This is a genomic window from Hyalangium sp. (assembly GCF_035629615.1).
Classification (GTDB): domain Bacteria; phylum Myxococcota; class Myxococcia; order Myxococcales; family Myxococcaceae; genus Hyalangium.
In genome coordinates, this window is record NZ_DASPHO010000171.1 from 1 (window position 1) to 12,909 (window position 12,909).

Genomic DNA, 12,909 nt, shown 5'->3' on the forward strand with positions numbered 1-12,909 from the left:
GGGCAACATCCGGCAGCTGCGCAACGTGACGCGGCAGTTGGTGATCGGCAGCCGGGGCCAGCCCCAACTGCGGCTCGACTCGCAGTTCGAGCAGGAGCTGTCCTCTCCTCCTGCCTCACGTCCTGAGGTCGTCACTCCTCCGCCCACCCCGCCGCCAGCGCCCGAGGTGAAGCGTCGCAAGCCCTCCGACATTTCCTCGGAGGAGCTGCTGGCCGCCCTCCGGGAGTGCGAATGGGACCTGAAGCCGACAGCGGACCAGCTCGGCATCCCACGGCCCTCCATCTATGACTTGATCGAGCGCCACCCGAACATCCGCATCGCCGGCAAGCTGAGCGCGGAGGAGATCACCCGCTGCTACCAGGAGTGCCAAGGGGACGTGGATGCCATGTCGCGGCGCCTCGAGGTCTCCAAGAAAGCGCTCCAGCGCCGGGTGAAGGAGCTGGGCCTCGGCGCGAAGGGGGGGTGAGCCAGGCGTCACCGAGGGCCGAGCCACGGCCTTCGACCGTCGCTCGACAGAAATCGACATGTCGAAGCGCGGCTCAAGCCCACCTCCCGCTCGTGGAACCCATCAGGCATGACCCGTGCAATCCGCCTTCACGAGAGTGCTGAGGGCCAGCCTGTACGTCCAGCTACCCCTAGACTAGAATAGTCGGATATTTAGGAGATCCTGGATGATGACGATGCAGAAGATGGGCACGGGCTTCGCGGTGGTGTTGCTCTTCGCATCCTTCCATGTCACGGCAGCGGAGCGCCCCAAAAACTACCGCAAGCTCGTCCTCACACCTCTGCCAGCGTCCGATTCCAACCCCTCCGCACAAACGTCAAGGCCCGTCCAACTTGACGCAAACATCGTACCCGAGAAACCGGTCAGCCCCGGCGAGAGCCAGCAGTGGGTGTATCTGGAGCTCTTCGGCGATGCCAAGTTCAACATTTCATTGCAGCAATCCTGCTCGCAGGATGGGTGCTCTTGGGTAGGGACGATTGACGATCAACCTGGCAGCACGGTCGTCCTCTTGCGGAAAAACACGGCCTCGCTGGTTGGCAACGTGCGCGACGCCAAGGGGCGCACGTTTCAGATCTCACCCCAAATCACCGCCCCTGGAAAATCCCCCCGTGGAAAGCATGTCATCCTGAGGTTGCCGCCTCAGGTCTTCCCTGACGAACGCTCGCCAGCGCCTGCACCGCAAGAAGATGGGGCGAAGGAAGAGAGAGCTACCGAAGATGGGGCGAAAGAGGAGCAGCTGCCCCCACGGAAATCCGAGGACGCACCACCACCCAGTGCCAGTGATCCAGCGTCGAGTCCGGATGCCAAGAAGAAGCATGGTCCTTCCGGTACCAAGGCCCCGCAGCATTCAAGCGATGAGGTGGCGCAGCTCGACGTGCTCGTCCTGTACACGCAAAATGCAAAGAGCGTCATCGAAGGCCCCGCGTCCCAAGCGCTTGCCACAAAGACCATCCAGGATGAGATCCGGCTCGCCGCGGAGGTGGCAAACCAGTCGTTCAAGAACAGTGACATCAAGATTTCCTTGAGCATCGCCGCCATTCAGCAGGTCGACTATAATGAGATGGCCTCTAAAGATCTGTTCTCAGAGGCGCTCACCTCACTGAGCGACGCGGATGGCGGTCTCGAGAACGTCTTTGCGCTGAAGAAAAAATACAATGCACACCTGGTGAGCCTCTGGATCGCGGAGAAGCCCGACGCCGTCACGGCGACATCGTGTGGCCTTGGCTATGTCATGGAGAGACCCAGCAAGTCGTTCGGCCAGTATGCATTCAGTGTTGTGAATGCACAGTGTGGCTTGGCGAACTTCTCCTTTGCTCACGAGGTTGGCCACAACTTGGGGGCACAGCATAACCGCGAAGCCGAAGCCAATCCGTCCGCCCGTGCCTACAACTTTGGCTATATCCCCCCAAGCCGCAAGTTCCGGTGCGTCATGTCTTATGCATGTTCATCCGTGACGAATGAGGCGCCCTGCGTCCGCCAGCCCATCTGGTCAAGTCCGGACCATCGCTGGCTTGGAGAGAAGACCGGGGTAGAGGAAGGCGCGGAAGGTGCCGCGGACAATGCCCGCGAATTGAACGAGAACCGGTTTCTCGCTGCGGATTACTGGCGCGCAACCTCTAATGAGGGTTCCCCTACGGCCTCAACGGATATTCTTTATTACACGTCATATGGATCCTCTGGCCGCCCCCAGAGCAACAACAAATACATCCTCACCAACGCGTCGCGGAACGGGACCGAGGAGTGCCTGATCATGGGCGGCAACGGCTATGCCACCCATCCCAGCCGGCACCTCTGGGGCGGCAAGGCGAACGGGTTCTGCGGCCTGGGGAGCCATGCCGAGCTGCTCGCCAACAAGCAAGCTGTCTGGACGGTGATTCCCCTGGGAGACAACAAGTACGTCTTCACCAACGCGTCGCGGAACGGGACTGAGGAGTGCCTGATCATGAGCGGCAACGGCCAGGCCGTCCACCCCAGCCGGCATCTCTGGGACGCCGGGCAGAACGGCTTCTGCGGCCTGTCGAGCGCGGCAGAGCTGCTCGCCAACAAGCAGGCCGTCTGGACGGCGAAGCCCCTGGGAGACCACAAGTACATCCTCACCAACGCGTCGCGGAACGGGACCGAGGAGTGCCTGATCATGAGCGGCAACGGCAAGGAGACCCACCCCAGGAGGTACCTCTGGGGCGGTGGGGCGAACGGCTTCTGCGGCCTGTCGAGCGCGGCAGAGCTGCTCGCCAACAAGCAAGCCGTCTGGACCATCACGCCCATCCCCTGAGCCAGGCACGCCTGTTGCTTAGACTCACTGCGCCTCGAGCCGAAGGCTCCAAGCGAAACCTCTTCACGAAAGGAACACCGTCATGGCTCAGCGAAAGGCTGCCAGCAAGCCCCCCCTTAAGGCCGCCCAGAAGGCCCGGCGTAAGGCCGTCCAGAAGGCCTCGCGTCAGGCCGTCCAGAAGGCCTCGCGTCAGGCCGCCCAGAAAGCCCGGCGTAAGGCCGTCCAGAAGGCCTCGCGCAAGGCTCCCCAGAAGGCCAAGACCCCCAAGAAGGCCAAGACCCCCAAGAAGCCCCGGCCCTCCCCGGATGGGATGGAGGGCAAGATCAGCGTTTCGCCGGGTGCACAGAAGCCTGCCAATCCTCCCACTCCTGCTTGAAGTGGTTGAAGGCGGCTTGGGCCTCCTGCCGCTGGGGGGCCAGCGCGAGCGCCTTCTCGAAGGCGCTCGCGGCTTGCTCGAAGTCCTCGCTCCGGCCCTTCCCCTGCCGGGCCTGCCAGCGGGCCTGGAGTGCCCGTGTCTCCCCGAGCCACTGCCAGGGTTCTGCCTCGCTGGCGTTGCGCGCCAGGGCCTTCTGCAGCGCCTCTGAGGCTCGGGTGAGGCTGGGACGAGGGTCGCGCTGCTGGTCGAACTCGGAGGCGGCCAGCAGCACGTGCGCCCTTCCCAGGTTGGTCCATGGCTGGGAGAAGTCCGGGATCCGCTCCAGGGCCTTCTGGGAGGCCGCCATGGCGGCACGCAGGCTCGGGCCAGGGAGGACGCCTCGGGCCCGCTCATATACGGCGCGCTGGAGGAGCGCCTCGCTGACATTGTGATAGCCGAAGCCGTGCTCCGGGGCCGCGGCAATGGCCTGCTCGAAGGTGGCCTGCGCCTCCTGGAGCAGGGGAAATGGATCGCCGCTTCGAGCCCATGCCTCCTTGGCCTGCTCGATCAAGGTGAGGCCCGCGCCGTTGAGGATCTGCGGAAGCCGGGGGTTGATGGCGAGCCCCTGCCGGTAGAACTCCAGGGCGCGAGCCAGAGCCGGCCGGGCATCCTCACCGCGGGCGCGGTGCCGCTGGGCTGCCAGCTTGTGGACCTGGGCGGTAATGGAATAGGGGACGACGTGCTGGGGGTTGAGCGTGCGCGCCTTGTCGAGCGCTCCCAGGGCCCGCTCCAGGTCTGCCTTGGCCTCCGGGTTGCTGGGCAGAGAGGCCCGCGTGAAGTAGGTGCTGCCCAGGTTGATCCAGGCATCCGGCAGGTGCTCGTCGAGCTGGGTGGCGGTGAGGTAGGCCTCCACCGCCTTCCCCAGGTGGGGCACCGGGTCCACCCCCACGTTCTTTTCGTAGTCGGCCCAGATCCCGAAGATGAGCCCGAGATAAGTGGCGTACTCGTAGTCCCGGTCCTCCGGGCGGATCTGCTCGAAGTGCTCGACGGCCTGGCGCAGCTGCTCGCGCGGATCCTGGTTGCGCTGCTGGCGGGCCTGCCCCCAGAGCCAGAAGCACCGCCCCAGCTCCAGCCGGGCCCGGGACCACTCGGGTGCCAGGCTGAGCGTCGCTTGCGCGGCCGCGACGGCCTTCCGGAGAGGCTCCTCCGCGTCCGCGCCGTGGTTCACGCGGTCCTCCGCGAACCGGCGGTAGAGGCGCGCCTCCAGCAGCTGGGCCTCGGCGGAGTCCGGGGCGGCTTGGAGCGCACGGGACACGGCCTCCTGGCTTCGGGTAAAGGGCGGGAGAAGCTCGCCCTGGCCATACAGCTCCATGAGCACCACGGCGTACTCGAGCTCCCCCAGGGACACGTGGATCCCGGGCACGCTCTCGGCGATGGCGGCGGCGGCAGCATAGGCACGGCGGCCGGCTTCGAAGTCGGCCAGCGCGCCCGGCCGATCGCCCTGGTTCCAGCGGCGGGTGGCGCGGGTCTGAAGGATGTCGCCTCGGAGCAGGGGCGCCTCGTGGAACCAGGGGAGCGGCTCCTTCATGGCATCCAGGTGGGCCAGCGCCTCATCGAACCGGTCCTCGTAGAAGGCGAGCAGCGCGGCCACGTACTCGGGTGAGGGGACGTTGGCGCCCTCGCTCTGGCGCAGCCAGGACAGGGCGGGGTCGCGGTAGCGGCGCTGGAGCTCTCGCGTACGGGCCTCGCGGAGCGCTGCGTTGCGCAGGCGCTCGGCCTCACGGAGCTGGTCCTGATACAAGTGCCCCATGACGAGCGCCAGGGCCCAGGCCACGCGGGGCTCGCGGAAGCCGCTCTGCCAGGCCGCCTCCAGGTGCTGAAGGGCGGAGGCGTTATCCCCCAGAGCCAGGGCCCCGCGCCCCAGCGCGTAGTGCCCAGGCCCCACCGCCAGCTCGCCGGCCTGGCGGATCTCGGCCTCGAGCTCGCCCATGCGTGCGCGAAGCACTTCCCGGTCGGCGCGGGTGTCATGCAGCCGCAAGAGGCCCGAGTAGCGGGCCAGGGCCTCGATGTGCTCCACCCGCTCGGTGAACTGGCGCGCCAGGCGCTCGCGCTGATCGGCTTCGCGGCGGGTGTACGCGGCCCAGCCGAGGGCCAGCGTCACGGACAGCAGTGCCACGGTGGCGATGCTCACCAGGAGCCAGTGCTTGCGGACCTGCTTGCGCAGCCGGTACCCCAGGCCGGTGGGCCGGGCCTGCACGGGCTCGCCGGCGAGGAAGCGGTCCAGGTCCTCGGCCAGGGCGCGCGCCGAGTCGTAGCGCGCGGAGCGCTCCTTCTCCAGGCACTTGAGGACGATGGCCTCCAGGTCGGCCGGGATGGAGGGATCCACGGCGCGGGGGGCTCGGGGCTCCAGGGAGGCAATGTTGTTGAGCACCTCCAGGGCGTTGTTGCCGGTGATGGGGGGCTGTCCCGTCAGCAGGTGGTAGAGGGTGGCACCCAGGCTGTACACGTCGGCGCGCCGGTCCAGCCGGGCCACCTCGCCTCGGGCCTGCTCGGGGGCCATGTACTGCGGGGTGCCCAGCACCGAGCCGGTCGCCGTGGCGCCGTCCTCCCTCCAGTCGCGCGCCAGGCCAAAGTCCATGACGAAGGGCTTGAGCCGCCCGTCCTCGGTGCGCTCCACGAGGATGTTGGAGGGCTTGAGATCGCGGTGGATGAGGCCCGCGCGATGGGCGGCATGGACGCCCTCGGCGGCGTCGCGCAGCACGAGCGCCTTCTGCTCCACGGAGAGCTGGCCCACGAGTTGGAGGAGCGGCAGCCCCTCCACGAACTGCATGGCGATGAAGGAGCGCCCCTGGGCTTCGCCCACCTCGTACACCTGGCACACACGCTCGTGGTCCACCCGGGCCTGGGCCCGTGCCTCGGAGAGCAGCCGCTGGACGAGCCCGGCGTCGTCGCCCCGGACGAACTTGAGGGCCACGGGCCTGCGAAGCTGCAGATCATGGGCGAGGAACACCTGGCCCATGCCGCCCTGGCCCAGGAAGCGCACCGCCTGGTAGCGATCCCAGCCGGGGACGGGAAAGACGGGCGTCCCCGGGGAGTGCTGGGCCAGTGCGGGGGAGCGCCAAAGGGTGGAGAGTCCCTCCGACGCTTCGGCCTGGGGAACAGCCAGGGCCCGCGCCGCCTGACGCAGCGAGACGAGCGTCTCCTCCGAGAGTGAGCGCCGCGCCGCCAGCAGCGCCAGGGGAGACTGCTCCAGACGGCGAGCCTCTTCGAGCAGGGCCGCCGCCTCCTCCTCGGAGAGCAGGCCCTCCGTCAGGGCTATGCGCAGCTCTGCCTCGTGCTCGAGGTGCATGGACAACGCTCCGGGGATGCGCCGCGGTCAGGGCTGGAGAGCTCAGGCCCACCCTGCTCCCGGACAGTTTGGGGGGCATTCGACAGTCGATCGACAGGAATCGACATGTCGAAACGCGGCTCCAGCCCCCCTCTGCCTCGTGAAAGTCGGCGGGCATGACGCGTGCACTAGCCCTCCCCGTCAGCGCCCCGTCGGATTCGCGCTGATCCCCCCACACAAACGAGGATGGACATGAGCAATCAGCAGGGAGTGAGAGGAACCAGGAGTTCTTGGGCGCGCGGACTGATGGTGGGCGCCTTCGGCCTGTTCGGCGCGGGCGCCTGTGGGCCCGCCCAGGACGAGTTCCCCCCGGAGGCGCTCGAGGCCCCCACCCAGCAGGCCGCCGCGCTGATGGAGGGGCATGTGCTGCCGCTGTCCTTCGCCGCGACGCTCCACAACACGTCGCGGAACGGGGCCGATGAGTGCCTGATCATGGGCGGCAACGGCCAGTCTGAGTTCCCGAGCCGGTACAACTGGGACGTCGGCGCGAACGGCCACTGTGGCATGTCGAACCCGGCCGACGTGATCAGCAACCATCAGGCGATCTGGAGGTTCATCTCCCTGGGAGGCAACAAGTACGTCATCACCAACAAGTCGCAGAACGGGACCGAAGAGTGCCTGATCATGAGCGGCAACGGCCAGGCCACCCATCCCAGCCGGTACCTGTGGGGTAGCGGCCCGAACGGCTTCTGCGGCATGGCGAGCGTGGCCGAGCTGCTCGCCAACAAGCAGGCCGTCTGGACCCTGAATCCCCTGGGAGACAACAAGTACACCATCACCAACGCGTCGCGGAACGGGACCGAGGAGTGCCTGATCATGAGCGGCAACGGCCAGGACACCTCTCCCAGCCGGCACCTGTGGGGCAGCGGCCAGAACGGCTTCTGCGGCCTGTCGAGCGCGGCCGAACTGCTCGCCAACAAGCAGGCCGTCTGGAGGGTGCACGTTCGCCATACCCCCTCCCAGTACATCATCACCAACGCGTCGCGGAACGGGACCGAGGAGTGCCTGATCATGGGTGGCAACGGCCAGTCTGAGTTCCCGAGCCGGTACAACTGGGACGTCGGCGCGAACGGCTCCTGCGGCCTGGCGAACGCGGCCGAGGTGGTCGCCAACAAGCAGGCCGCCTGGACGCTGAAGCCTCTGGGCAATGGCAAGTACGCCATCACCAACGCGTCGCGGAACGGGACCGAGGAGTGCCTGATCATGGGTGGCAACGGCCAGTCTGAGTTCCCGAGCCGGTACCTGTGGGGAGGCGGCGCGAATGGCTACTGCGGCACGCCGAGCCTGGCCGAGCTGGCCAACACCGCTCAGGCCGCCTGGACGCTGCAGCCCCTGGGCAACAGCAAGTACGTCATCACCAACGCGTCGCGGAACGGGACCGAGGAGTGCCTGATCATGAGCGGCAACGGTCAGGCTGAGTTCCCGAGCCGGCACCTGTGGGACGGCGGCGCGAACGGCTTCTGCGGCATGGCGAGCGTTGACGAGCTGCTCGCCAACAAGCAGGCCGTCTGGACCCTCACGGGCATCCCCTGAGCCCGGCCCTCGGGCCCTGGGACGCCTCCCCCATGTCCCAGGGCCCGAGGGTGTCTGCTCTCCGTGAGCGGGCGCTGTCTGTATAGTGAGTTGCCTGGCCTCTCCCAGGAGGCCGGGGTGACTAGAGCAGGGCTCAGTCTTCGACGACCACGGTGAGCGGCGGGCTCACCTCCGCATGCCGAGACATGGCCGCGGTGATGACGTGCCGGCCCGGCGTCACGCTCCACCGGTACTCGTGGGGGTAGAAGACGGTGGCGACCGGCACCCCATCCACGAGCCAAACGATGGGCTCGGTGCTGGGCGTCACTTCCGCCTCCAGGCGCAACGTGGAGGCGGAAGCGGGCGTGTCCGGATCGAAGAGCAGCCTCACCGTGCCGCGAGGCTCCCGGATGGCAACCTTCGGCGTCATGCTCTCTTCAGTGCTCGGGCAGAGCGTGCTCTCCTGCCGCGGCGCGATATCGAGGTGCTGGCTCCGCGCCCACTGGGTGTAGATGTCTGGCAGGTCCAGCATCATGCGGGTGATGACCTCGGACTCCGGGCACGTCGGCCCCGCTCGGAGGCCGTTGCGTCGGTCCAGCTTCACCTGGGTATGGAAGGGACAGCTCTCCGTGGGCGCGCTGCCTGGGGAGAACCACTCGCTCTTGCGGTGAGGGCAGTCCGCCCCCGCGAGCCGGCCCGACAAGGGACAGACATCCACGGGCACCGCGCGATCCGGCGCGGGGAAGACGTCGAGGATCGGCTGCCAGGGGCGGTGCCCTGCCATCACCCCATCCATGATCCGGTGCGCCGCGGCTGCCGCGCCGTTCGAGCCTCCCACGCCCCGCATGCGCCGCCAGTCATGGTTGCCGACCCAGACCGCCACGAGCAGCCGATCGCTGAACGCCACCGTCCAGGCGTCGCGGTAGCCGTGGCTCGTCCCGGTCTTCACCGCGACGGCATAAGGGAAGTCGAGCGGCCCACCCACCGCGAACATGGGCCGGCGCGCCTGCGGATCGGCGATCATGTGCCGGACGAGCTGCGCCGTCTCGCGGTGGAGCAGTCGCCGCGGGGCGACCTGGGGCTCATCCACGAAGCGGCGGAGAGAAAGGCTCTCGCCCTCGCGAGCGAGGATGCCGTACAGCCGCGCGAGCTCCTCCAGCGTCACGGGCAGGTTCCCGACCGCGAGCCCCAGGCCGTACCGGTCCGGCTCCCAACCAATGTTCTCGACACCCGCGCTCTGGAAGAAGCGGAGCGCGGGCTCCACCCCCACCTCCGACAGCACCCGGAGCGCGGGGATGTTGCGCGAGTTGGCCAGCGCTTCGCGCAGCAGCATGGGGCCCATGAAGGTGTGGTTGATGTTCTCGGGCAGGTACGCGCCGATGGCATCGCTGCGCACCTCCATCTGCGTGTCGGGGAGCTCCGAGGCGGCGGTGAAGGCCCCCTTCTCCAGCCCGAGCGCGTAGAGGAACGGCTTGAGCGCCGAGCCTGGAGAGCGCCGCGTGCGCACGAAGTCGATGGCGCCCTTGTGCTCCTCGGAGAAGAAGTCCCGCGAGCCGACCCACGCGAGGATGTCTCCCGTGACAGTGTCCACCACCAGCGCAGAGGAGTTGCCCGCTCCCGACTTCTCGATCCGCCGCAGGTTGTCCTCGAGGATGGACGCCGCCTTCTCCTGGATCTCGAGATCGAGCGTCGCCACCGAGATGGGGCCGTGCCGCCGCTTCGCCTGCGCGCTCCACTCCAGCACCGCATGCATCGCATCAGGCTGGCGAGTCGGCCTGGGCACGAGTCCCAGCTCCGCGTTGAGCGCCTGATGGAGCTCCACCGCCGACAGCAGGCCCTGGTTCCGGAGCGCTCGGAGGATGCGGTGGCTGCGATTCTGCGCGCGCTTCAGGCCATGGGGCGTATGCGGGTTCATGCGGCCCGGCATCTGCGGCAGCCCGGCGAGGAAGGCGGCCTGGGCCCACGAGAGATCCTCCACCGGCTTGTCGAAGTACAGCCGCGCGGCGCGGACCACGCCGTGCGCCCGGTTTCCGTAGGGCGCGAGCGTCAGGTACTGGCGGAGCACCTGCTCGTGCCCGTGCTCGTGGATGAGCAGCAGCGCCTCCAAGGCCTCGGAGATCTTCCGCGCCAGCGTACGTTCCCCCGGATCCTGCATGCGCGCTACCTGCATCGCGAGGGTGGACGCGCCCGAGATGACTCGGCCGTTCCTCACGTTCTGCAGGAGCGCGCGCCCGACGGACGGCAGGTAGACGCCGGGGTGATCGTGGAAGTGCTGGTCCTCGGTGACGAGCGTCGCCGCGACCACGCGCTCGGGCATCACATAGGGCAGTGGCCAGTAGCCGAGCTCCCCATTGCCCGCGGAAACCTCTCCCAGGTACCGGCCCCGGCGGTCGAGGATGAGCCGGGAAGGCTCGATGGAGTGAAGCGTGTCATCCAGGGTGTGGGCGTACAGCACCGCGGCGCCGGCCAGCAGCGCCGTGAGCACCGCCCACGTCCGCTTCGACCGGAGCCCAGGAATGAGGCGCCGAAGGGCCGCCCCCGCTGTGCGCCTAGCGCTCATTGGCACCCTGGACCGTGATGCGCAGGCCCTCGCCCCGGCCGCGCACCTCCTGGCGGTACATCTGCTCGGCATACGGCGCGGGGTGGACGAACGAGCCCTCCGTTGCTGCCCGCACACGGAAGTGGAACGTGTGCGTCCCGGAGGGGAGCTGCAGGAAGTAGTAGCGGACCTCGTGATCCAGCCGCTGCACGTAGGCCGGCGAGATTGAGTCCTGCTGTGAGGGCCGAGCGTCCGAGCCGGCGTTCTCGAGCGCTGGGTTGAGCGGCTCCAGCCCCGCGGCGAACGGCACCACGAACGCGACGTGCCCCCGCGACTGGTCGTTCACGAGCTGTGCGTGGATCTCGAGGATGTCTCCCACCTTCAGCACCTGCGCCTGCCCGGCCTTGTCCTGGAAGCGCGTCTGGTCGGAGCCGTCCGCGTGCAGGTGCGTCGCGCTGCGAGAGACGAGGAAGCCCTGCTGGGTGGATGCCACCTTGTCACCCGGCGTGGAGGGCACGTACTGGTATGCGACGCGCACGCCCACCGGCCCGCCAGTCACCGTCGCCTCCAGCGACTTGTCCGAAGCGACGGTGGCCTTGGCCGTCTTGGTCTCGCCGTTCACGGTGAGCGTCTTGCCCGAGGAGAGCGCCAGGGTGGAGCTGGGCACGTTGGGCTTCGCGCGCTCCAGGTAGAGCGCCAGGGCGGCGATCGCGCGCCGGTTCTCGTGGGTGCTCTGGAAGCCCTGCGTGGCGTTCGCATAGGAGAGGAGCGCGTCGCGCACCAGATCGTGCCGGGGGTCGGCCGGATCCAGGCGAAGCAGCGCCTCGAAGACGGTGGCGACCGTGGATGGCTCCGACGTGAGGTAGCCATAGCCCCAGTAGGAGCGCGCGTTCTTGATGCCTTCGAAGACCTGCTTGCCACGGCTGAGCTTGATGATCACCCGATCCCACAGCTCGGTCTTCAGCGCGTCGAGGTTGGTGCGGTAGACCTTCGGCTGAAGCGACATGGCGCTGGCCAGGTCCGCCATGGCCATCGAATCCATATGTTGGCGCTGGTGGAACAGCTCGACGAGGTAGTGCTCATCCAGGGAGCCGGTCCACGCGAGCGCCCGGAGCGCGGAGACCCGCTGGTTGAAGCGCCAGTCGGGGAGCAGGCCCGCGTAGTCGCTGCGCAGCACGCGCTTGAGCGCCTCGGCGGCGCGATCCAGGAGCTTCGCGTCCACAGGGAGGCCCGCACGCTTCGCGGACTGGAGGAACTCCACCGCCTGCGCGGTCACCTGCACGTCACCAGGGCCTCCCGGCCAGAATGCGAACAGGCCGCTTGGATCCTGGTAGGTGGCCATCTCCTCCTGGAGCCGCTTCACGTGAACGCCGAGCTGCTTCGTGAACGCCGTCTCCATCCCGATCTGCCGGAAGAGCACGCTCTGCACCACGTCCGGGTAGAGCTTCGACAGCTTCTGCTCGAGGCAGCCGTGCGGATACGCCGCGAGGTACTCCACGCCCGCGAAGAGCTCGAGCACGCCGGGGATCGACGTGGCGACCACCTCCTGAGACGCCGTGCCCGGACGGGCCGGCTCAGGGATGGGCTTCAGCGCCGTCTTCCCGGCCTTCAGCGTGTCGAAGTACGCGAACTGCTCCGCCACCCGATCCGGGAGAACGGGGATCTGCACCTCGAACGCATCCCCCGCCTTGTCCGCCTTGCGCTCCACATCCACGCGCACGGTGAGCGCGTGCGGCTTCGACACGTCCGCGTCCTTCACCTGGATGGGGGTGACGAACGACATCGCCTTGTTGAGGTGCAGCTCCACCGCCTGGTTGAAGGGCCTGGCGTCCACCGGCCCGGAGAGCTGGATGCTCACTGCGCCCGGCCCACCGCTGCCCTCGACCACGCGCCCCACCGCGCCGCCCCAGAACCGATCGCCCTGGCGGACGAAGCGTGGGAGCTGCGGCTGCACGAGCACCGGGAGCCGCACCTTGAGCGTCTGCTGCTTGAAGCCGAACCGCTGGCCTCCCGAGGCCGCCACCGCGCGCACTCGGAAGTTGGTCAGATCGTCCGAGAGAGGCACCTCCACGGTGAGCCGGCCTGAAGCGGGGACCATCACGGTCGCCTGGTAGAAGGGCACCGTCTGGAAGTTCTTCCGCACGATGCACTTGCCGCTCATGGCGTTGGCCTCTTCCTCGTCGCCATCACCACCCGGGGACTCCTGATCGAACAGCTTGCCGAGGATGCTGTTGCGCGTGTCTCGCAGCGTGGTGCCCCGGGCGTTCCGGGTGACGAAGGCGCTCAGCGGGTCCAGCGGCCCTTCCGGCGCCAGCGAGAGCACCGCCTCGTCCACGAG

At 68.0% G+C, this 12,909-nt stretch carries 6 protein-coding genes and 1 pseudogene; 4 read left to right on the forward strand and 3 right to left on the reverse strand.

Translation table 11 applies throughout. The features are described 5' to 3' along the window. The 3 genes and pseudogenes from VD972_RS08860 to VD972_RS08870 all read left to right on the forward strand — a co-directional run. Positions 1-466, forward strand: a pseudogene (locus VD972_RS08860) (sigma-54-dependent Fis family transcriptional regulator); the annotation flags it as partial. 205 nt (positions 467-671) lie between these two features. Continuing rightward, on the forward strand, positions 672-2,777 hold the full coding sequence (locus VD972_RS08865; RefSeq protein WP_324983782.1) for a M12 family metallo-peptidase: 2,106 nt from the start codon (positions 672-674) through the stop codon (positions 2,775-2,777). An 82-nt stretch (positions 2,778-2,859) separates the two neighbouring features. Beyond that, on the forward strand, positions 2,860-3,153 hold the full coding sequence (locus VD972_RS08870; protein WP_324983785.1) for a hypothetical protein: 294 nt from the start codon (positions 2,860-2,862) through the stop codon (positions 3,151-3,153). Here VD972_RS08870 and VD972_RS08875 read toward each other — a convergent pair. Further along, complete coding sequence (locus VD972_RS08875) at positions 3,101-6,481, reverse strand: protein kinase domain-containing protein (protein WP_324983790.1); 3,381 nt, start codon at positions 6,479-6,481, stop codon at positions 3,101-3,103. The genes VD972_RS08870 and VD972_RS08875 overlap by 53 nt on opposite strands. A 231-nt stretch (positions 6,482-6,712) precedes the next feature. Here VD972_RS08875 and VD972_RS08880 point away from each other — a divergent pair, with 231 nt between their 5' ends. Further along, a complete protein-coding gene (locus tag VD972_RS08880; RefSeq protein ID WP_324983793.1) occupies positions 6,713-8,053 on the forward strand; it encodes a hypothetical protein in 1,341 nt (446 codons plus the stop codon). A 133-nt stretch (positions 8,054-8,186) separates the two neighbouring features. Here VD972_RS08880 and VD972_RS08885 read toward each other — a convergent pair whose 3' ends face one another. Beyond that, the gene (locus tag VD972_RS08885; protein WP_324983797.1) at positions 8,187-10,517 is read right to left on the reverse strand and encodes a penicillin-binding protein 1C; all 2,331 of its coding nucleotides are present in this window, start codon (positions 10,515-10,517) and stop codon (positions 8,187-8,189) included. Between the two features lie 64 nt (positions 10,518-10,581). Beyond that, the coding region (locus VD972_RS08890) for an alpha-2-macroglobulin family protein (protein WP_324983800.1) at positions 10,582-12,909 on the reverse strand (2,328 nt) is incomplete at its 5' end.